Source organism: Clostridium ganghwense, assembly GCF_026735165.1.
Classification (GTDB): domain Bacteria; phylum Bacillota; class Clostridia; order Clostridiales; family Clostridiaceae; genus Clostridium_H; species Clostridium_H ganghwense.
In genome coordinates, this window is sequence record NZ_JAPQES010000003.1 from 450,655 (window position 1) to 474,094 (window position 23,440).

18 protein-coding genes are annotated in these 23,440 nt (G+C 29.5%); 4 read left to right on the forward strand and 14 right to left on the reverse strand.

All coding sequences use genetic code 11. The features are described from left to right. The first annotated feature begins 487 nt into the window (after positions 1 to 487). Positions 488 to 1,588 (forward strand): PRK06851 family protein, encoded by a 1,101-nt coding sequence (locus tag OXH55_RS11195; RefSeq protein ID WP_268050052.1) that lies wholly within the window; start codon positions 488 to 490, stop codon positions 1,586 to 1,588. A 62-nt stretch (positions 1,589 to 1,650) separates the two neighbouring features. Here the strand turns inward: OXH55_RS11195 and OXH55_RS11200 are convergent, their stop codons facing one another. From OXH55_RS11200 to OXH55_RS11255, 12 genes are all read right to left on the reverse strand, one after another. Then, entirely contained in the window at positions 1,651 to 2,130 is a 480-nt protein-coding gene (locus tag OXH55_RS11200; RefSeq protein WP_268050053.1) for a hypothetical protein, read from the reverse strand. A 14-nt stretch (positions 2,131 to 2,144) separates the two neighbouring features. Then, positions 2,145 to 4,088 (reverse strand): FtsX-like permease family protein, encoded by a 1,944-nt coding sequence (locus OXH55_RS11205; protein WP_268050054.1) that lies wholly within the window; start codon positions 4,086 to 4,088, stop codon positions 2,145 to 2,147. Beyond that, the gene (locus tag OXH55_RS11210; RefSeq protein WP_268050055.1) at positions 4,075 to 4,842 is read right to left on the reverse strand and encodes an ABC transporter ATP-binding protein; all 768 of its coding nucleotides are present in this window, start codon (positions 4,840 to 4,842) and stop codon (positions 4,075 to 4,077) included. The genes OXH55_RS11205 and OXH55_RS11210 overlap by 14 nt, the downstream gene beginning before the upstream one ends. Positions 4,843 to 5,086: 244 nt before the next feature. Next, a complete protein-coding gene (gene vanT / locus OXH55_RS11215; RefSeq protein WP_268050056.1) occupies positions 5,087 to 7,225 on the reverse strand; it encodes a serine racemase VanT catalytic subunit in 2,139 nt (712 codons plus the stop codon). After that, positions 7,225 to 7,983, reverse strand: a complete 759-nt coding sequence (locus tag OXH55_RS11220; protein WP_268050057.1) for a M15 family metallopeptidase — start codon at positions 7,981 to 7,983, stop codon at positions 7,225 to 7,227. The genes vanT and OXH55_RS11220 overlap by 1 nt, the downstream gene beginning before the upstream one ends. Beyond that, on the reverse strand, positions 7,983 to 9,032 hold the full coding sequence (gene vanG, locus OXH55_RS11225) for a D-alanine--D-serine ligase VanG (RefSeq protein WP_268050058.1): 1,050 nt from the start codon (positions 9,030 to 9,032) through the stop codon (positions 7,983 to 7,985). Before vanG ends, OXH55_RS11220 begins: the two co-directional genes overlap by 1 nt. Positions 9,033 to 9,036: 4 nt before the next feature. Further along, a complete protein-coding gene (gene vanW, locus OXH55_RS11230; protein ID WP_268050059.1) occupies positions 9,037 to 9,861 on the reverse strand; it encodes a glycopeptide resistance accessory protein VanW in 825 nt (274 codons plus the stop codon). Positions 9,862 to 10,148: 287 nt separating this feature from the next. Then, positions 10,149 to 11,114 carry an ATP-binding protein gene (locus OXH55_RS20130; RefSeq protein WP_268050060.1) on the reverse strand — a complete coding sequence of 322 codons (966 nt, stop codon included), beginning with the start codon at positions 11,112 to 11,114 and terminating at the stop codon, positions 10,149 to 10,151. A 47-nt stretch (positions 11,115 to 11,161) separates the two neighbouring features. Beyond that, positions 11,162 to 11,842: a response regulator transcription factor gene (locus OXH55_RS11240; protein ID WP_268050061.1), complete on the reverse strand. Its 681-nt coding sequence runs from the start codon at positions 11,840 to 11,842 to the stop codon at positions 11,162 to 11,164. 466 nt (positions 11,843 to 12,308) lie between these two features. Further along, positions 12,309 to 14,432: a HelD family protein gene (locus OXH55_RS11245; RefSeq protein WP_268050062.1), complete on the reverse strand. Its 2,124-nt coding sequence runs from the start codon at positions 14,430 to 14,432 to the stop codon at positions 12,309 to 12,311. 99 nt (positions 14,433 to 14,531) lie between these two features. Further along, positions 14,532 to 16,442: an ATP-dependent zinc metalloprotease FtsH gene (ftsH, locus tag OXH55_RS11250; RefSeq protein ID WP_268050063.1), complete on the reverse strand. Its 1,911-nt coding sequence runs from the start codon at positions 16,440 to 16,442 to the stop codon at positions 14,532 to 14,534. A 41-nt stretch (positions 16,443 to 16,483) separates the two neighbouring features. Beyond that, positions 16,484 to 17,572 carry a dipeptide epimerase gene (locus OXH55_RS11255; RefSeq protein WP_268050064.1) on the reverse strand — a complete coding sequence of 363 codons (1,089 nt, stop codon included), beginning with the start codon at positions 17,570 to 17,572 and terminating at the stop codon, positions 16,484 to 16,486. A 480-nt stretch (positions 17,573 to 18,052) separates the two neighbouring features. On the opposite strand from OXH55_RS11255, the gene OXH55_RS11260 reads away from it, so the two are divergent. The 3 genes from OXH55_RS11260 to OXH55_RS11270 all read left to right on the forward strand — a co-directional run bounded on the left by OXH55_RS11260 (position 18,053) and on the right by OXH55_RS11270 (position 21,699). After that, positions 18,053 to 19,330: a 2-hydroxyacyl-CoA dehydratase subunit D gene (locus OXH55_RS11260; RefSeq protein WP_268050065.1), complete on the forward strand. Its 1,278-nt coding sequence runs from the start codon at positions 18,053 to 18,055 to the stop codon at positions 19,328 to 19,330. Then, a complete protein-coding gene (locus tag OXH55_RS11265) occupies positions 19,330 to 21,042 on the forward strand; it encodes an acyl-CoA dehydratase activase (protein ID WP_268050066.1) in 1,713 nt (570 codons plus the stop codon). Before OXH55_RS11260 ends, OXH55_RS11265 begins: the two co-directional genes overlap by 1 nt. An 81-nt stretch (positions 21,043 to 21,123) precedes the next feature. Next, positions 21,124 to 21,699 carry a glycerol-3-phosphate responsive antiterminator gene (locus tag OXH55_RS11270; RefSeq protein WP_268050080.1) on the forward strand — a complete coding sequence of 192 codons (576 nt, stop codon included), beginning with the start codon at positions 21,124 to 21,126 and terminating at the stop codon, positions 21,697 to 21,699. 94 nt (positions 21,700 to 21,793) lie between these two features. Here OXH55_RS11270 and glpQ read toward each other — a convergent pair whose 3' ends face one another. Together glpQ and OXH55_RS11280 are read right to left on the reverse strand one after the other, a co-directional pair. Continuing rightward, on the reverse strand, positions 21,794 to 22,894 hold the full coding sequence (gene glpQ / locus OXH55_RS11275; protein ID WP_268050067.1) for a glycerophosphodiester phosphodiesterase: 1,101 nt from the start codon (positions 22,892 to 22,894) through the stop codon (positions 21,794 to 21,796). Between the two features lie 358 nt (positions 22,895 to 23,252). Continuing rightward, positions 23,253 to 23,440 (reverse strand): DUF1667 domain-containing protein (locus tag OXH55_RS11280; RefSeq protein ID WP_268050068.1); only part of this gene is annotated, 188 nt, incomplete at its 5' end.

Consider the following 23,440-nt stretch of genomic DNA (forward strand, 5'->3'; position numbering starts at 1 on the left):
CATATCAATTAGTTTATTTACCTTTTAGAATAAAAAAACCTTAACTAATCAAATGAGACAAAATTTATCACTTTTGATTAACTAAGGTTTCGCCTGATCGAATCAGTAACGATCTCATTATTTAATTGTAACCGTTTAATTATAATTAAATTTTAACTTGTTTCATTTTTTTTGTCAACAATTTTTTAATATAATTGATATGTATTTATGGGTTTTATTGGTGGAAGCGAACCTTATCTAACTCCTGTTCCTACCACTATATAAATTCCTATATTTATTATATGCTTCACCTTCATTAATCCTAAATTTCTTTTTTTATTATCTTTATACCTCATATGATATTTTAATTTTTTTCTAAGCTATCATATTTTGATAAAATAACATCCCTATAAAAATCCCATTTTTATATAAATATTAGATATTAACAGTAAACTTTTCCATATTTTTTTAATATATTATATAGATATGAAAATAGGAGTGTGATTTTATGAAAGGTGAATTCAAACATTTTTTCCCAGGTGGAAATACATCTAAAGGTTTCTATTCTTTTTATAGGTATATACTACCTCAAGAAACTGCAAGAAGGATAATTTGCATTAAAGGGGGTCCTGGAACTGGAAAATCTTCTCTAATGAAAAGAGTTGGTCAATACTTTAATGAAAAAGGTTATGATATAGAATATCATCATTGTTCTTCAGATAATACTTCTTTAGATGGAGTAGTTATTAAAGAGTTAAATGTAGCTTTACTTGATGGAACCTCACCACATGTAGTTGATCCTATAAATCCTGGTGCTGTAGATGAAATACTAAATATGGGAGATTGCTGGATTGAAAGCGGATTTAAAGATTATAGAAGTTCAATAATTTCTACGAATAAACAGGTAGGTAAAAAATTCAAACATGCTTATAGATACATTGGAGCTTCTAGATTAATTCATGATGATTGGAGCAGCTATAATTCAGAAGCACTAAATGCATCAAAATTAAACAATCTCCAAGAAAGGTTAAAGAATGACTTATTTAAAAATACAGATGTATCAATCGCAGCTAATAGTAGACATCTATTTGCTACAGCTTTTACTCCAAATGGAATAGTAACTTTTATTGATTCAATATATAAAGATTATAAACATGTATATGTTCTTAATGGGGGACCTGGAACAGGTAAAACCTCAACACTACAATATCTTTACAAGAAAGCTTTAAAAAGAGGTCTATACGTTGAAGTTTACCACGATCCATTAGTTCCTGAAAGAATAGAGCATATATGTATTCCAAATTTAAGTACTGCAATATTAACCTCAAATGAAATAAACGAAAGAAGTTTTGCTGGTAATCAGATTAACATGGAAGATTTACAAAATAAAATTCTCATTGATAGAAATAAAGCAGAAATAGAAAAGGCTAAAGAAAACTTTAATTTACTTCTAAATAAAGGATTGAAACTCATATCCGAAGCCAAAGCTTTACATGATGAACTTGAAAAATATTATATTCCAAATATGGATTTTGATAAGGTTGAAAAAACTATAAATGATGTTATTACTAAAATTTTAAAATATGAAAAAGAATATAAAAATAAATAGATATAAAAGCTATGCCTTTTTGAGCATAGCTTTTATTTACTTTAAATTTTCTTATTTTATTTTTATATTACAGAAAACAACTTATCTATTGATTCCATATCATTGTAATACTGCACAGTAAAGTAACATTTATCATTTTCACCTAAATAAGTTTGTTCACATTCTTCTTTAATATAATTCTTTACATCTTTCTTCACTTTCTCTGCATTTGATTTTATCATTTCTTTATCGTAAACATAAATTCTAAAACTAATATCTAAAGGGATTTTTTTCTTGATTTTTTCTTCCTTATCCTTATCCATAAAATCAACCTGAAATTTTAATACTTCTCCATCATCGTTTCCACCAGCCTCTATATAATTATACTTATTTTCCCATTTATCATCTATTTTTAGTTCAAATCCATAAGCTTTATTTATATATTTTTCTGTATTCCCTTCTACTTTTATTTCCCCTTTTACATTTTTGCCACATGCTATAAAAAATAACGAACTCACCAATACAAAACCCAATATTAAAAATAACGATATAATTTTTTTCATATTTTTCATCTCCTTTATTTTGTTAAATGATAATAAGTTTTTACTGTAATCAAATAATAAAACATATAAATGGTTAATGCTACACCACTAGTAATCATAATAGGTATAGTAATATCAGTATTTAACATAACCTTTACAAACCTTAATGCAAAATAATTATGCACTACTGCCAAAAGAACTGGCATAAAAAATATTATTCCTATTTGTTTTCCTATCACTCTCTTTACTTTTTTTTCACTTGCTCCAATTTTTCTTAAAATATTATATCTTATCCGATCTGTGGCACTCTCAGTTAATTGCTTCATTGACAAAACACTTCCAGATGCAAATAAAAATACAAGACCTACAAATAATCCAACGAATATAAATATAGCTCCTCCATTCATACTTTCTGCATAAGCAAAATAATACATACAACCCTTAGGCATATAATCACTTAATTCATATGACAAAGCTTTTGACTCTTTTTCATTTTTCACTATTACATATCTATGATATCTAATCTGCTCTGCATATTTTTTTAATTTTTCAAAAACCTCATCTTTAAAAACCAAACACGTCCACTTAATATTATCTAGATATGATGGTTCATACTCTATCACATTAAATGTTTTATCATCAAATATTTTGTTGTTCATTTTGAATTCTTGTTTAAATACTTCAGAATTACTACCCACAACTAAAACATCTGTATATTTCTCTAGTTTAGCCATCCTATGATACTCACCGTATCCATTTTCTTTATTTAATACCATTTTATTGTAACTGGTTTCATCTATAATACGAATAAAATTTCCTCTTTTATTTGTAATCCCCAATATCTTCACAGGTATCGTAGCCGTACACACTGTATTATCGTATTGAATTGGATTTTGATTTTTATATTTTTCAAATATTTCGTTAACTTCCATCTGTTGTTTCTTATTTAATCCATCAGTATTAGTATCCATTTTTAAGTCAACTTCATATGAAAAATGTAAATTCTTATCCACTTCACTTCCTATTTTATAATAATAACTAAAACTAGTACCAAATGCTCCAGTGGTTATACTTATTAAAATAGTAACAGTAGCTAGCATTTTTGCATTTGTACGAATACGATGTGTCATTTGCCTATTCAAAAACAAATTTAAATCTTTAAAATAATATGTCTTACATCTTTCTAGCCATTTAAATAACATACCTGCTGCTGAAATCCATAGTCCATAGGTTGCAATTACCACGCTGAAAAAAGATTTTTCAATCATCTCTGCTTTTATTCCACTATACTTCTGTGGATTATTTCCTAATTTTATAGCTAAAGAATATCCATATAAAAGAATAATCATTGAAATCAAGCCCAAAATACTATGAAAGACTTTCATATTTTTTACATCTTTTTCACGAATAGCTTCACCTTTTAACAAATCTACCAATTTATAGCAATAAACAACCATATAGTTATATACTGAAGAAACTATCAAAATGCTCATACAAAACAAGGTTGTTCCAAGCAGTGCTTTACTAGGAATACTAAAAGCAAAGTTCACTTTATAAATTCCTGCTAAATTCATTAGGAATATTATGAACCCTTTTGAAAGTAGTATCCCTAAACCAATTCCCACTACAAGTGCCACTCCTCCTAGCATAATACTTTCACTAAATAGCATAATTCCAATCTTACTTTCCTTCATGCCAAGCATAGCATACATTCCTATTTCACGTTTTCGTTTTCTTATAAAAAACATATTTGCATATATCATAGATACAGCAACCACAACAATAATAATGTATCCTGCTACTTTAAAACCTATCTCCATATCCTTCTTCATTTCTATAAGCTGTATAACTTGATTATTAAATCTTATAGATTGAAGGATATAAAAGGCAGCAATAGAACATATGATAGATGTAAAATAAGTCAAATAATTATTAACGCTTCTGGTTAAATTTTTATAGGCTATATTAAAGTACATCATAACTACCACCACCACCTAAAACAGCTAATACATCAAGAATTTTCTTTAAAAAATCTTTGCGGGTTCCGCCCTTATTTATTTCTGTGAAAATTTCCCCATCTTTTAAAAACAATATTCGATTACAATAACTAGCTGCAAAAGGATCATGTGTTACTAACATAATAGTAGCTTCATATGTACTATTTAATTCATTTAATGTTTCTAACAAGTCTTCAGCTGATTTAGAATCTAATGCTCCCGTTGGCTCATCAGCTAATATGAGTGATGGATTATGAATCATGGCACGTACTGCTGCACTCCTTTGCTTTTGTCCTCCTGATACTTCATATGGAAATTTATTAAGTATTTCAGAAATTCCTAATTTTTTTGAAAGATATTCAATTCGTTTTTCAATTTCTTTTACAGGTACCCTTGTTATAGTAAGAGGTAATGCAATATTTTCCTTGATAGTTAAGGTATCTAACAAATTAAAATCTTGAAAAATAAACCCTATTTCTTTTCCTCTAAAATCAGATATTTTGTCTTTAGTTATTTTTAAAATATCTTCTCCATTAATCTTAACACATCCAGATGTAGCTTTATCAACTGTTGACACAATATTTAAAAGTGTTGTTTTTCCTGCTCCAGAAGGACCCATAATTCCTAAGAACTCACCTTTTTTCATAACAAAAGAAACATCATTCAATGCTCTGCATATATTTCCACTTGATCCATATATTTTTTTTACATTCGATACATTAAGTACATCATTCATCCTAAAACCTCTCTCCTTTTCATAAAAATAAATCATAAAGGGATTTAACAACTTCATTTTACACTTTATGATTTATTCTTTCCATCTATTTATCTTTCAATTTAATGCTTCATATTACAATTTTGTAATATCATAAAAACCTCTTATATTCGAATATTCGAGTATACTTACAAAACTAATAAAATCGCATTTCTTGTTCATATATAAAGTAGCATTATATGATTAGTAAAATATATTGTGAAAATTATAAATTAATTATCTTTAATCTACTTCCCATTCTGCTTAACAACTCATTTGTGATACTGTCCACATTTTCTGCAACTTCTGTAACACATATTTCAGCTTGTCCATCTTTCCCGATTAGGGTTGCTGTATCGCCAATATTTACATTAGGCACATCTGTTATATCTACGATAAGCTGATCCATACAAATTCGCCCGATAATCGGCACACGATAACCATGTATAAGTACATTGCCGTTACCACAAGATAAATTTCTCGGAAAGCCATCGGCGTAACCAATTGGCAAAACAGCTATGCGGCTGTCACGCTTTGCAATAAAAGCCCTAGCATAGCCAACACTTTCTCCCTCGTTTATTTCTCTGATTAGAACAACTTGTGATTTTAGTGACAGAACAGGACGTAAATCAAGCTTTAATTTTGTTTCATCACCGTAAGAGCTTAATATACCGTATAATGCAATTCCTATCCTAGCATAATCACAGTCAATTTCCGGATAATTCAAAAGTCCGTAACTGCTTTGAATATGTATTTTAGGAAGTTTTATATCTTTTTTAGAAAGTTCTTCAAGCAATGCATAGAAAGTTTTAATCTGAATATGTGTAAAATGAACATCTTCCGTATCAAGACTATCAGCAACACACAAATGCGTATAAATGCCACATACATTTAGATGCTTCGCCTTGAAAATTCTAACGACTTTCAGCACATCATTCTTACTAAAACCAAGTCGGTGCATTCCTGTATCAATCTTAATATGCACTTTGATATCATACCCCTGTTTATTCAAGGAAACTGCGTAATTAAAATCAATTACGGTTTGTGTAAGGTCATACTTATGAAGCTCTTTTGCCCGTGTCGGACTTGTATAACCCAGAATTAAAATTATTCCTTGAATACCATATTTTCTTAGTTCAATTCCTTCATCAATAGTTGCCACGGCGAATGCCTTAATGCCTATTTGATTTAAGCAGGATGACACTGCGATAGAACCGTGACCGTATGCTTCGGCTTTTATAACTGCCATCAGTTCGCAATCGGTAGGCATAGCTTTTTGCAGCACATCTACATTGTGTCTTAGATTATCTAAATCGACCTCAATCCAAGACCTGTCTAGATCCAGTTTGGAAGTCGTTCGGCGTTTTACTTTTATGTGTTTTTGCAGTATTAAAAAGAGTATTGAAACTGTAACAGATACTATGCTAACTGCAATAAAGTGAATTAGACTGTTATCTATCAAAAATGCTTGCAGTCCCAAGATTTTTGCAACCATACGAACAGCGACAATCATCATCGGATGGATAATATAAATAATCATAGCCGATGTTCTTAATGTCGAAACTCTATGTCCTTTCCAAAAGGTAAGTACGGAAAACAAGAAGAACATACACGGCACAAGCATAATATACATACTGTCGTGGCGTTGTAAATCAAGATTGTGTAAAAACACTCCTTCTGCAATCATAAGCGAAAAGGTGATTGCAAATCCTATAAAATTATTTTTGAGTGAAGTATGAATTGTTTTGTTTGAGATAATACCTCCAAGCACAAAAAAGACGGGTGCGAAGAAGATACCATTACGGGTATAATCGAAAAGCTCAAAAAGATAGCCATAAAAACTTTTCAAAACTGGAATTTGCTCAGCAACTCCATAATAACTGTCCCCAAAGATTCCTACCACATACAAAAAAGCTGTAATCCCCAAAGCCCATTTTAGCCCGATTTTTTTTACAAAAAACCACGCAATAGCAGCACCGATAATTGCAGCAGGAAGATACCACAAGTGATATAGCGTTCCATCGAACACAATATCTTTAACGATATTGGGCAACAGGTTATCCATAGTAAAATATTTGTTGTAAATGTTAAGTGGAATATAGATTGCGATTGCTACACAGTATATAAGCGTTGTTCTTTTAATAAAGGTTTTTAATTTATTGGTGTTATGACTATATTTCGAAATCAAGAAAAATCCGGATGTCATAAAGAAAAATGGAACAGCAATGCGGGCAATGATACGAGTGAGAATAAAATCAGCAGTTTCACTGTATGTTGACAAAGGGGATGTGTGATTTGCTACTATTAAAAATGCAACAATAATTCTAAAATAATCTATTCCTGTATATGTTTCTTGCTTCTTCATTATTGCTCCCTCCATTGTGTTATGATAAAACCATCTTCATTGTTGCCTGAAACTTGATAAAAGCTATGTTCGGGAAGATGTAGTGTCATTTGCTCTGAAGAAAGAAATGGAACATAAAAAATCTCTATTTCTTGTTTGTTTCTTGTTATTTTCAAATGTTCTTCACCATAGGTATAATTTTTAATAAATTCAATGTATTCTTCAAGTGAAAAATCATACTTGCTCATAATTTCAGAATGGGGGTAGCCGACATAGCGGAAATGCCACGGCTCGTGAGCAATTCCCGTTACATCTTCTTTGCCGGATTGATATCGTTCAATAAATCCGTATTTTGGTGCTTTTTTTCGAAACTCATTACAAATACCCTCATAGGGAAAATCGGGACGAATGAAGTCAATGTCATCTTTTTTCAGTCCTAAATCAATGGCAAATCCTGTTTGATGTTCGCTGTGGTTTGGAAGTGCCACATATTTTTCAGTAAACCTTTTTCCGTTATCTCTCATAGAACAAGAATATATATGCTCTTGTTCATCTTCAGAGCGGTATCCGCTTACAAGAACAATTTCCTCTATGCAATTCATATCACATAAAATACGAGAGAGGGCTGTTGCCGCACCCCGTTCCATAAGAATGTCAGAGCGCTTTGCATCGGCAAAGATAAGGCCATTATTGCTATGAGATACAAGCGGAAGTTTAGCATTTACAAGAACTAAATTTCCTGTATAAATATCGTTTTTAGTTAATGTTAAAGTTTTCATTATTCTTTACCCAGTTCGATTAGCTTATCTAACATTTTTTCAAAAGACAGACCAATGCCTTTCATCATATTTGGATAACGGCTATGAGAGGTAAAGCCAGGGATAGTATTTACTTCATTAAATACAATTTCATTGCTTGGAGTTAAAAACATATCCACTCTTGCAAAACCGGAGCAACCAAGTGTTTTATAAATAACCTTTGCGGTTTCTTGTATCTTTTTTTCAGTATGCTCATCAATTCTTGCAGGCATATGAATTTTTGAGCTTTTCAAGGTGTATTTTTCTGTATAATCAAAAAAGCCGTCTGTCAGTTCTATTTCATCCACTCTGCCTACGGTTAAGCTGTCATTGCCTAAAACGGCACATCCAACTTCAAAACCGTCAATATTTTCTTCAATAATGACCTCGCTGTCGTGTTCAAACGCAAGTTTCATAGCCTCCTGTAATTCTTCTTGTTTATAGATTTTTGTAATACCAAAGGATGAGCCTGCACGAACAGGTTTTACGAACAATGGGTATTCTAATTTGTGTGTCATTGTAAAAAGTTCTTTATCATTTACAGGTTGTTTTACAACCACCGCTTGAGGCACAGAAACTCCTGCGACATGAACAAGATTATGAGCTTTATCCTTATCCATACAAAGTGCCGAACAAAGAGTATTGCAACCTACAAGTGGTACTCCTGCTAATTCAAACAAACCTTGTACTGTGCCGTCTTCGCCATTTTTTCCGTGTAATAAGGGGAATGCTGCATCAAGCTTTGTAACCTTGTTTCCATTTCGGGTAAATTCAATTATTCCACCTGTGCTTCGATTAAGCAAAACAGCAACAGAAATAAGATTAGTTACATCTTCATACCAAGTATCATTAGAAATATTCTCGTAAGCACCGTAATATCGAAACCACTCCCCCTGCTTTGTAATGCCAATAGGTATGATGTCATATTTATCTTTATCTAAATTGGAGAGAGCAGCGTAAGACGACTGTAATGATACTGCATATTCTGTTGAGCACCCTCCAAACACAACTGCAATTTTTTTCTTTTTCATTTTCTTAATCTCCTTCTTCCACAAATTCTATATCATCGGGTAATATATATCCAATTTCACAAATATTGTTATATAATGAAATGTGTTCTTTTTGTTTTGTTGTTTTATCAATCCTATTACAGTCAACAGAAGCTTTTTGAAATACTTTGCCGCCTATTTTGCAATAGGAAATGCTTTGATTGAAAATCTCATATTCATAGGTTTGTTCGCAATCTGATAAAATGTTACCATACATAAATTCATCATCAAATGAAACAGCAATTTGAAAGGTAGTATCCGTATCATTCCTCACCTTCAAATCTAACCAACCATCATTTATCGTGGCATCTATGCCATATGGTAAATCTATTGTTGTTGACGGAAAGGATTCCACGGCGTGACCCTGCCTTTCCACAATAGTCAACGGGGTATGAAGAAACATCCAAAATAGTAGATTGCTTAACTGACATAAACCACCGCCATACGAGCCAACAATCTTTCCGTCCAATAAGGTCAATCCATCTTTAAACGACTGATAACGATCAGCGCATCGTACAAGTTTACAAAATGAAAAGGTTTCATTTGGTTTGATAACAAGCCCATTCAGCGTTTTAGCTGCAAGTTTCAAGTTGTGTACTTTATTCATTTGATACTTCATATTAAACCCGCTGTTTTTATTAAGCATTAAAGAAGCTGCTTCAAATATTTTATACGGTAACAGTTCATTTTCAATTTTTCTTGCGTATTTGTTGCTGTCAAAGTACATTTTCATATAAAAGAACAGTTTTCTTTGTTTTTGTCTTAATGGAAGTAAGAATGGGAATGTTTGTGTTAATCTTTTTCGTGTCATATCAAAATCGCAACCTTTTACTTATTGTAATTTATCTAAACACCTTGTATATAGATTCCTTTATCGTAATCATTAATTTTAAAACTAATATTTAAAGGTATATTTCTCTTTAATTTTGGGAGTACTTTATTCATACACTTTTTTTACATTTGATACATTAAGTACATCATTCCTCTTGAAACTCCTCTCTTCCAATAAAAAAAAATCATAAAGGTATTTAGTAATTTCATTTTACCCTTTATGATTTATTCCTTCCATCGATTCGTCTTTCAATTTAACGCTTCATATTACAATTTTGTAATATCATAAATGCCTCTCTTTTTTAAAAAATGTATTTTTACTTTTGTATATTTTCCATACTCCGATTCAATAACTACTTTTTGCCCTAATTTTTCACTCAGCTCTTTTACTAAATACAATCCAATTCCTGTTGATTTTTTGAATATTCTTCCCGTATATCCTGTAAATCCTTTTTCAAAAACTCTTCCTAAATCTTCTTCTTTTATGCCCACACCATTATCTTCAATATTTAAAGTAATCACATTATTTTCATATTTCCCATAAATTTTAATAGTTCCGTTATTCTTTTTTGTATACTTTATAGCATTTTGCATGATTTGATTTACCATAAATTCTGTCCATTTAGCATCTGTCATAACAGTATAGTTTAAATCCTCTCTTATAATAGAGATATCTCTTTCAATAATTTGTTTTGCATTTTTTTTCAATACGTTTTTAATAATTTTTTCTAATGCTATCTCTCCAATAAAATAGTCCTTAGAAATACTGTCTTTTTTTGCATAATATAGAGCTTGATCAACAAAATCTTCTATTTTATCCACTTCTTCTTCTATACTTATCAAATTTTCATCAAATGGATTTTTTTCTATAATAAGTCTTGATGCTGCAATAGGTGTTTTTATTTCATGAACCCATGTTTCAATATACTTTTCATATTCTTTTTGTCTACAATAAAATTTGTCAACCTCTTGCTGATAACTTTCATTGATTTTTTCTAAAATTTCTACAAACAATGCTTGTTCTTGTTTTTTTGGCTGTACCTCTGTATGTAGACATCTTAAGTTTTCCATATTTTTTTGATTGATTTTTTCCGTCAATGATTTCAAAAATTGATATTCTATCATATATTCAACACCTAAATAAATTATGGCAAAAACAGTCATTACTAAAATAGTATACATTACTTTATCCATAGTTTCTAAAATCATTGAAGTAAACACTATTGTTATCACCAAAAAAATAATAAAATAAATCTTATCCCATAAAAAATTTTTTATCTTCATAGAATCACATATCCTTGTCCTATTTTTGTTTGAATAAAATCATTAAGTCCAATTTCTTTTAGTTTATTTCGTAATCTACTCATATTCACAGTGATTGCGTTGTTATTGACAAATTCATCATCTTTCCATAACTGCCTCACCATAAAATGTTGGCTGATAATTTTCCCTTGATGTTTCATTAATGTGTGTAAAATCCTCAATTCATTTTTAGTAAGCTCGGCAGATTTATTTTTATATTGTACACTATGATTATTTAAATCCAATAATACCCCCTTATACTCTATAATTGTACTATCATCTTTTTTATAATCATATGTTCTACGAATCATTGCTTGTATTTTTGCAACCAATACATCTATAGAAAAAGGCTTTTGTACAAAATCATCTCCACCCATATTCATAGCCATAATCATATCCATATTGGTATTTCTTGATGAAATAAAAATAATTGGTACTTTTGAAATCTCACGTATTTTTCTACACCAATAAAATCCATCAAATGCATTTAAATTAATATCTAAAAGTATAATATGTGGCTGATAGCTTATAAATATATTTAAAATATCATCTAATTTTTCATCTTCTACACATAATACATCATACCCCCATTTATTAAGATGCTCATCTAATGCCTCTCTAATTTTGTTATCATCTTCAACAATTAATATTTTAAACATTGTATCCCCTACCTTTGCTCTATTAATTTAAAAATATTTTCCTTTTCTATTAAGAACTTAGATATTCATATAAGTTTGATATCCACCCCAAATTTTTGAAATACACTCAATAGCATCAAACATTTCTTTTAAATGGATTTCTTCATTTATAAGTATAGCATATCTTCTTCATCTACTATTACTCCTAATATATTGAAAATTATATTTTCCATATATACATATTTAAAGCCATTTATTTATGCTAGTAATCATTTAAGTAAAGGATTGAAACTCATATCCGAAGCCAAAGCTTTACATGATGAACTTGAAAAATATTATATTCCAAATATGGATTTTGATAAGTTGAAAAAACTATAAATGATGTTATTACTAAAATTTTAAAATATGAAAAAGAATATAGAAATAAATAGATATAAAGCTATGCCCTTTTGAGCATAGCTTTTATTTACTTTAAATTTTTTTTATTTTATTGTATATTATAAACATACAGCTGATGTAATGCTCTTGTTGCCATAACATACATTAGCTTATCTTCTTTTAATTCTTTTTCATTTTCACAATTTACAATAATAGCTGCATCAAACTCTAAGCCTTTTGCAAAGTATGCAGGAATAACTATTTCTCCTTTATTGTAAATTATATCTTCTCTATCTAAAACTTTTATTCCAGTATTTTCTTTAATTAAAGAAGCTATTTTTATAGTTTCTTCTAAATTCTTGCATATTACTGCAATACTTTCAAGTCCTTCATTTCTTAATTTGTAAATAGTCTCATGAACTTCTTCTACAAATTCTTCTTTTGATTTAAAGTCCTTTTCTATAACTTTCTCACCACTTCTAACTAAAGGAACTATCTTTTCATCTTGTAGATAATTATTTGCATACTCCATAATCTCTTTAGTTGATCTGTAGCTCTTATTTAAGTTAAAGTATTCTACATTATCCATTACTTCCTGAAGCTTCAACATAGGTGATTCTCCTCTAAGTGGAAGTATTCTCTGATTTTTATCCCCTACAATAGTAAAGGCATTACATTTAGTTAATTCCTTAATTACTATAAACTGAAGTAAGCTGTAATCTTGAGCTTCATCTATAACTAGATGCTTTATCTCTTCCTCTAGCTTTAATCCTTCTAGTTTAACTTTTAAATATAAAATAGGTGCTAAATCATCTACTGTTAGCTGCTTATTTCCATTTAAGTTATTATATAAATCTATAACTTCTTCGTTATCTAGCCACTCTAATGATTTTTTTGAAATCATAACTTTTTTTATAACTTCTCTAATTTTTAGTTTTCTTTGAAACATTAATCCCGTTTCTTCTAAAATTCTTTCATCTTCGCTTAATTTAGCTATAGACTCTTTATACGATTTTTCTATTTGTCTTACTTTCTCGTCTCTTTCATCTCTTATTTTTGAATAAAGTATTCTCTTTATTTTCTTACTTCTTCTAAATAGAGGCATGTATTTATAGTATTCAAACAATTCTTTAATAGCTTCATTAGGAACTAATACCTTATTATCAAAAATAAGATCTGTAAGTTTAAAATACTTTTCATTTAACACTTCTATAAATTTATCTAATTCTTTAATAAATCCTTCTGAAATTTTAAATAGTATTTCTTTAACAAATTCTTCATCTTTATTTATTATTTTCTCCATATACTCTCTAAAATCCATAATATTATTTAGTTCTAAAATATCAAGAGCAAATTCAGTAAAAGTTTGTTGTCTTACTCCGATTTCTCCTAAACTAGGAAGAACAGTTGATATGTATTCCATAAATATATTATTAGGTCCTAAAATAAGTACCTTATCTTGAAGAATTTTTCTATAGTTATAAAGTAAATATGCTACTCTATGAAGTGCTATTGTAGTCTTTCCACTACCAGCTACACCATCTACAACTATTGTTTTCTCTCTAGGTTGTCTTATAAGCTTATCCTGTTCTTGTTGAATTGTCATAATTATGTCTTTTAGTTTTTCACCAGCACTTTTACTTAGAACCATTTGAAGTATATCATCTTTTACATCTATTTCAGAGTCAAACATCCCTATAAGATTTTCTTTTTTTATAATAAATTGTCTTTTTCCTTTTATATCTACCTGTATTTTTCCCATAGGTGCATCATATTCAGCCTCACCAAGCTTACCTGCATAAAATAATGATGCTATTGGCGCTCTCCAATCCACAACCACAGGCTCATAAGCTTCCTGAGGAGTTACTCCAAATCTACCTATATATATAGAATCATCTTCTTCAATCTCCGTTTCTTCAAAAGTAACTTTACCAAAATAAGGTGCGGTTTGAAGAATTGTCAGTTCTCTAAGCTTTCTATCAATTGTTTTAAAACTTTCTTCTCTTATAAATCTCTCATGATCAAAATATTCTATTAGCTTATCTTCATCATCTCTGTATTCTTCTACTGCTTTCTTTCTTGCATCAACTAAATATTGAGTAATATCTTTTCTTTTTTGAACATAATTTATGATTTCTGTTTTTATTATCTCAACAGTTTCTTCTAATTTTTGCTTTTCAGCTTCTAATTGTATTTCCCTTTGTATTTCTTTTTCTAATTCATTATTTTTCACTAACATCAACTCTTTTCTAGATAAACTTATTTTATTATTAAATCATATAACGCTTAATAGTACAATGTAAATTTACATTGTACTATTATCCTAGCTAAATTAATTTTGTTGTTCTTCTTTAGTATCTTTAGTATCTTCGATTTGTTCTTCTTTATCTAATGATATTTCTGAATTTTCATTTTTTGAACTTTCTTCTGGAAATACCCCGTTAACCATTTCCATAAATTCATCACCCATTAGAGTTTCTTTTTCAATAAGTCTTTCTGAAATAGCTGTAAGCAGCTCTCTATTATCTTCTAAAATCTTAATTGCTTTTCCATGAGATTCTTTTATTATTTTTAAAGTTTCTTCATCAATAATAGCTTCTGTTTGAGCACTACAATTTCTAACAGGTCTACCATCAAGATATCTATTAGAAACAGACTCTAGAGCCATCATATCAAATCTTTCTGTCATACCATATATAGTAACCATATTTCTTGCAGTTTGTGTTGCTTTTTCAATATCATTTGAAGCCCCTGTAGATATTGCATTAAATTCTACCTCTTCAGCAGCTCTTCCTCCAAGCATTACAGTTATTTTATCCGTCATTTCTTCTTTACTTACTAAATATTTTTCCTCTTCTGGAAGCTGCATTGTATATCCAAGAGCACCCATTGTTCTAGGAATTATTGTAATCTTATGAACAGGATCTGTATGTTTTAATAGAGCTGCAACTAATGCATGACCAACTTCATGGAAAGCAACAGTTCTTTTTTCTCTATCAGACATTATTCTGTCCTTTTTCTCTTTACCAGCAATAATTATTTCAATAGATTCTTCTAAATCTTCTTGTATAACTGCCTTTCTTCCTTTTTTAACTGCAAGAAGTGCAGCTTCATTTACCATATTAGCAAGATCAGCTCCTACTGCTCCTGGAGTTGCTTTTGCAACTGATTCAAGATTAACATCATCCGACATCTTTACTTCTTTTGAATGAACCTTTAATATAGCTTCTCTTCCTTTTAAATCTGGAGTATCCACAATAACTCTTCTATCAAATCTACCAGGTCTTAATAAGGCTTTATCCAAAACTTCTGGTCTATTTGTAGCAGCTAGTATTACAACTCCCTTAGATGCATCAAAACCATCCATTTGTGCAAGCAACTGATTCAGGGTTTGTTCTCTTTCATCATTTCCTCCACCCATTCCACTATCTCTGCTTTTACCAATAGCATCAATTTCATCTATAAATACTATGCATGGAGCCTTTTCTTCTGCCTGCTTAAATAAATCTCTAACTCTAGCTGCTCCCATACCTACAAACATCTCAACAAAACTGGAACCTGATAAAGAGAAAAATGGAACCTTTGCCTCACCTGCTACAGCCTTTGCAAGAAGAGTTTTTCCTGTTCCAGGAGGTCCAACCAAAAGAGCCCCTTTAGGAAGTTTAGCTCCTATTTTAATATACTTCTCTGAATTATGTAGAAAATCTACAATTTCAACTAAAGATTCTTTTGCCTCATCTTGTCCTGCTACATCTGCAAATGTCTTTCCGGTTTCATTTTCAGCATAAATTTTAGCATTATTTTTGCCAAAGGACATGACCCCACTGCCCATTTTCTTTTCCATACTTCCAAATATTATTCTACCTATTATCATAAACACTAATAGTGGTAATATCCATTCCAAGAAAAAGTTCATGAAAGGATTATTATTTTTTACAGGGCCATCATAATTAACTCCTGCTGCTTTTAGTCTATCTAATAAAGTTGAAATATTCTGCTTCTCGATATTAGCAGTATAAAGTATTTTTTTCTCTACATCTTTTTCTGATTTTGGAACTATAACTAATTCATTATCTCTTATTTGTACCTCTTCTATTTTTTTCTCTGAAAGCATTTTTTCAAAAGTACTATACTTAATATGTTTTGTTCCAAAGCTCTTCATCACTGAATTCAATGCAATCAGTAATATTAAAACACCCGTAACATAATACATCAAGTATTTTAATTTCTTGCCACTAAACATTTTCTGTCCTCCTATAAAAATTAATTTGAAGTAATTTAAGTTTAAATAATTTCTTCTAACCCAATTACATCTTTAATTCCAAGTCCTGCTCCTTCATTTGCAATAATCATATTTTCTTCAAATTTTGCTCCCCCAATTACGGGATCATTTTCAAAGGACAGTACCATATCTAAATCTGTTTTAACTATATTTTTTTTACCCATAGCAAAATTAGCTGCAGCAGTTATTCCTATTTTACTTTCAACCATACAGCCCATCATACATTCAATTCCCATAGTTTCAGCTATACTGCAAATTTTTAGTGCATTATGAAATCCTCCACATTTCATTAACTTTATATTGATTAAATCTGCTGCTCTCATCTGCATAATCTTTAGTGCATCTCTACTAGAGTGTACAGATTCATCAGCTAAAATATCAGTCATAACATTATCTGTTACAAACTTTAATCCTTCTAAATCCCATGCTTTTACAGGCTGTTCTATGAGTTCAATATCAAGTCCTGCATCTTCGAATTTAGTTATTATTTTAACTGCAGATTTAGGTGTCCACCCTTGATCCGCATCAACCCTTATTTTTATGTCTTTTCTTACTGCTTGCCTTATGGTTTTAACTCTCTTAAAATCTAATATAGGATCAGTCCCAACCTTAATCTTTAGGTGCTTAAATCCGTTATTTATAGCTTGAAGAGATTCTTTTACCATCTCTTCTGGTGTTCCAATATTGATGGTTATATCAGTAATAATTTGTCCTTTACTTCCTCCAAATAACTTATATAAAGGTATATTATACTTTTTCCCAAACAAATCATAAACTGCCATATCTAAAGCTGCCTTAGCACTTGTGTTTCCACTTATGGTATTATCTATTATTGACATAATTTCTTCTAAATTATCAATATCCATTCCATATAGTTTAAGCTTTATTAAATTTACAGCATCAATTATAGATTTTTGGCTATCTCCAGTTATTTGTGCACTTGGTACTGCTGATCCTATTCCAACTTCTCCACTATCTGCAATAATTTTTACTACTACTTCATTTACTTCATTTATTGTAGTTGTAGCTGTTTTAAAAGGTTGTCTAAGTGGAATAGTAATTCTGCCAACCTTAATATCTTTTATTCTCATAGATAACACCTACCAAAATTCTTTATTAATCTTCAAAATAACCTTTAATAGTTATTATACCTTTAATAATCTCTACCTACAAGTATTAAAGAGTGCTATGAAAATTTTAACATCCTATAGAGCATATAGCTATTGTCTGAAAAAAATCATAATAAATTAAATAATACTAATACTTTTATTGACATTGAAATAAACTAATAATACAATATAAAGTAGGAGTAAATATTTTTTTACTTTCTAAGTTTAAAATGACTGTAACTTTTACAATTATTTTGAATTGATAAAAATATTTATTAATAAAATGGTAATTTTATAATTATTAATAAATAAAACCCATAAGTCATACATGGAATTTGAAATCTCGTATTTCCCTCCCACATCCATGTATGGCGTTTTTTATTTAATCCTATTTTTTTAACATTTTATAAAATTTTTCTATTTTAAATAGTACATATTTTTTTTAGAAGGAAGTGTATATAAATGGATATAATTAAAAAATATGGTTATGCAATTAAAAATTCCATGGCCAATCCTGAAACTTCTTTAAACCTCATTAAGACAGGCTTATTCTTTGAAAAATTTAGACTTTCTAAATTTAGAAACAAAACTCTACCACCATCTCTTCAATATTTAAATAAAATATGTGTTCAATACATACTAGAACCTTTACAAAATTCTCATTCCTCTGCTTTAGTAAATCTTTTTGCACCAGCTGAACTATTACATGCTATGAATATATATCCTCTATTTATAGAAGCCTTTTCATCTTTTCTATCTGGATTTACCTGTGAAGACTACTTTATAGACTATGCAACAAACTGCGGCTTTTCAGAAACCTTATGTTCTTATCATAAAGCTTTTTTAGGAGCTATAAATTCTGGATTACTCCCTAAACCACGTTTTGCAATTACTTCCTCTATGATATGTGATGCAAATATTAGTACTTTTAAACATACTTCTAAACAATATGACATTCCCTTATATGTTATAGATATTCCTTATGAATATAGTAAAGATGCTGAAAAATATGTTAGTGTTCAAATAAAAGAAATGGTAAATATGATGGAAGATGTAATGAAAAAATCTTTAGATGAAAATAAGCTAAAAGAAGTTATAATGCGTGAAAATGCTTCATTAATATATAGGAAAAATTTTTATACAAGCCTACAAACAAAATACTTTCCAAATACTCTTACCCTGGAGATGTACAAGCTTTTTGCATCTCATGTTGCTATAGGAAGAGAAGAAACCTACACTTTCTACAAGATGCAAGCAAAAGATATAAAAACTTTTAAAGAAAGCAAAAGCAAAAAAATTCTCTGGGTTCATTTACTTCCTTTTTATCATAAACTCCTAAAGAATTATTTTAATTTAAGTGAAGATTATCAACTTCTTACCTGTGACTTCAATTTTGATTATATGGATGAATTAGACTATAATCATCCCTACGATGCTCTAGCAAAAAAAATGATTTTAAATCAATACAATGGAAGCTTTGAAACAAAAGCTCAAAACATATTAAAAGCTGCTAAAACTTTAAATGCTGATGGTGTAATAAATTTTTGTCATTGGGGATGTAAACAATCTACTGGTGGAACCATGATTTTAAAAGAACTGTTTAAAAAAAATAACCTTCCTTTCTTATCTATTGATGGAGATTGCATAGATAGACGAAATACTCAAGATGGTCAAATTCAAACTCGTATTGAAGCCTTTTTAGAAATGATAAATACAAATAATAGAAGGAAGGTTGTATAATGATAGGCTATGTATGTAAATATACTCCTATAGATATTTTAGAAAGCTTTGGAGAAAAGGTTATAAAGATAGATCCATCTATCTCCAACTTTGATAATTCTGATGCATTGATGCATCCCAATATGTGCTTTTATTCAAAATCAGTTTTAGAATACTGCTTAAATAATGAACTAAACGAAATAGTCCTCGTAAATTGCTGTGATAGTATAAGAAGGCTATATGACGTTCTAAAAACTAAAAAGGAGTTCAACTTTATACACCTAATAGATGTTCCTCACAAAAGCTCCTGCTGCTCTGTAGAACTATTTAAAAAAGAACTTTTACGTTTTATTAAACACTATGAACATTATAGCGGCAAAATTTTTAATGTTAATGACTTTAAAAATATACTATTGAATAAAATTTCTAATGGTAATAATAAACCTGCAAATACCACTTCATTAAATATAGCAGTTTTAGGAGCTAGATGTAAAAATTCTTTAATACACATTATAGAAAATTGTAATGTTAAAGTTGCATATAATTTTACTTGTACAGGAAATAATATAACCTATAGTAATTTTGGTGAAAATGAAGATTTGCTTACCTACTACTCACAAAATCTCCTTAAATCTTTTCCTTGCCTTAGAATGGCTGCCTTAAATAAACGTTATGAAGTAATTAATGAAAATAAAAAAAATATTACTGGTATTATATATCATACAGTGAAATTCTGTGATTTTTATTCTTATGAATATACACGGTTAAAAAACAAAATACATCTTCCAATGTTAAAAATAGAAACCGACTACACAGAACAAAGTGAAGGTCAACTACAAACTAGAATAGAAGCTTTTATAGAATCTTTAAAAGTAAAACAATATACAAATAATAACTTATCCACAAAATATAAAAGAGATATTAATATAATTGTAGATAAATATCTAGATAAAAAACTTGTTATGGGTATAGATAGTGGTTCAACTTCTACAAATGCTGTAATTATGGATGAAAATAAAAAAATAATTTCTTATTCTATAGTACGGACAAGTGCTAAAAGCTCTATAGGCGCTGAAAATGCTTTTAAGGAAGCTCTTAGAAAAGCAAATATAACTAAGAAAGATATATCTTATATAATATCTACAGGCTATGGAAGAGTAAGTATTCCTTTTGCAAATGAAAATGTAACTGAAATAACCTGTCATGCTAAAGGAGTACATTTCTTGAATGAAAGAGTTAGAACCATAATAGATATAGGTGGACAAGATAGTAAAACTATACGACTTGATGCAAATGGTAATGTTATTGACTTTGCTATGAATGATAAATGTGCTGCTGGTACAGGCAGATTTTTAGAAATGATGGCTAGAACTCTTGAAATATCTATTGATGAACTAGGACCTCTCTCTTTAAAATGGAAAGAAAACATAAATATAACCAGTATGTGCAGTGTTTTTGCAGAATCAGAAGTAATTTCTCTAATTGCCCAAAACAAAGAAAAAAGCGACATAATACATGGACTTTGTAATTCTATCTCAAGTAGAACAATTTCTTTAATAGACAGAATAAAAAGAGAAGGTGCTTTTATGATAACTGGTGGAGTTGCTAAAAATATAGGTGTTGTAAAAGCATTAGAGAAAAAGCTTAAAGAGAAGATATATATACCAGAAGAACCAGAGATTGTAGGTGCTCTTGGTGCGGCAATTATTTCCTTAGAAAAATTTAAACTTTAAGTACATTTCTTACTTATTATCATTGCATATATAACCTAAATATAATATCATAAATATAATGAATATCTTATAAAAATGGGAGTGAATCAATTGAAAAGTGAATTTTTTGATAAAATGCAGATAAGCCCTATAATTGCTGCTGTTAAAGATCTTAATAAACTTGATAGCGCAATCGAATCTCCTTGCGAAATTCTTTTTCTTCTTACTGGAGATATATTTAACTTAAAAGAAATCGTTAACAAAGTAAAAGCTAATGGAAAAAGCATATATATACATGTAGATTTAATAGACGGATTTTCTAAAAATGTAACAGCTTTAAAATATATAAAAGAAAATATACAACCTGATGGAATAATTTCAACTAAAGCTACTTTAATTAAAGCTGCTAAAGACATGGACATGTTTGCTATCCAAAGATTTTTCTTATTAGATTCTCTATCTTTAAATAATGCTATACATGCTATGAAAACTATTCATCCTGATGCAGTAGAAATTTTACCTGGAATTATGGGAAAAGTAATAAATACTTTGCATAAACAAACAAAAAAACCTATCATAGCTGGAGGATTAATAAAAGATAAAGAAGATGTAATTGAAAGTATTAAATCCGGAGCTATTGGTATTTCTACTACTGATGAAAAAATTTGGGAAATGTAAAAAGGCGGATTATACCGCTTTTTTATTACAAAAGAAGCACAACAAATTTATTTTAAATATGTTGTGCTTCTTTTAATTAACTCTATTTTTTAATCTATTTTTTTAATGGCCCTTCATTTTTTGCTTTTACTCCTAAATCTGCGAAATCTGTAAATAATCCATCTACATCAACTTCAAATAATAATTTTCTTATAAATTCATCTGCATTTTTAGCATACTTTGGTAAAGAATCTTTACGTACTGTATATGGATGTATTGCAAGTTTATTAGCATGTGCATCTTTTACAAAGTTCGGATTAGAAACTAATTTGCTCTCCTTTTGTTCTCCATTTTCATCTAAGATTTGATTTATCCATGGACCTACTCCGTCAGCATATTGTGCTATTTCTTTTAATCCTTCAGCAGAAAGCATGTGTGCAACATCATCACCTTTATTGTCTTCCCATGATGCATCACCTATTAATTGAACTAATTTACATTTTGGTTGTAATTTTTCTTTAAAGTTTTTCAAATAAGTTGGATCAAAGCATTGAATATAACATTTTGCATCTTCTTTATTATATCCATATTTTTCAAGAACCTTTAAAGTTATAGCTCCTATATCTTTTCCATTTCCAGTATAGAATTTAGGTATTTTTAATTCTGGGTATATTCCTACATTACGTCCTGTACTTTTGTTAAGTCCTTGTATTAATTGAATTTCTTCCTCTAAAGTTGGAACTTCAAAATGAGCATTTCCTAGAGGAAATCTTCCTTCAAAAACAGCTTTTCCTGTTTTAAGATCTATACGTTCATGTACACTAAGCTTTTTAATTTCATCTAAAGTAAAGTCAACTATATAATATCTTCCATCTGCACGTTTTCTATTTGGATAAAGCTCAGCTACATTTGTTGTAGTATCAATATGCGTATCGTGCATTACTACTGGAACACCATCTTTAGTGATGTTAACATCAGCTTCTATGTAATCAACTCCCATTGCATAAGCCATAGAATATGCTTCTAAAGTATGTTCAGGTAAATATCCTGAAGCTCCTCTATGAGCAATTATTGTTTTGTCAGATTTTGTACTAGCAACCTGTTTAGATTCTGTTGCTGCTGATGTTTTTTTAGCATTTCTTTGTCCACAACCTATAAGGCCAAAACCTAATGCTAATGTGATGGCTAAAGCTACCAATTTACGTGTTTTTTTCATTCTTTACTCCCCCTTAATCGTTTACATTCAAAATATTAATCCACAGCACTTTATAAAGTACTGCTTATTTGTAAATATTTTTTATAAAACAAAAAGAGCTCGCTATTTAAAGGTATTTTTAAACCTTTGTTTAATAGTGGCTCTCATTATTCTCTTGCCTTAGTATATTTTTCAATTTATAGCCTAATATTAACATATTTTTATGTAATTTTCAACATTTTTATAATTTTTTTACATGTAAAAAAGGCGATAAAATCGCCTTTTTATTATGAGAACAATATGCTGTTGACATCAAAGAGTCAACAGCCTTAGGCGGTAAAATACCACCTTTTATTAAATGAAAAATATATGGTAAAATTTATATGGGCATAATTTTTTTTGTAGCGATTACATTTACACCAGTACCTGCAAAATTTTCGACAATAACATCTCCAATATTTACAGGTGCTTTAACACTTAGTCCTTTTAATGCTTTTACACATTCAAAAATCTTATCTTTTGGTATATCGCCTTCTGTTTTTACAGGAACAACAGTAAGTTGTCCTC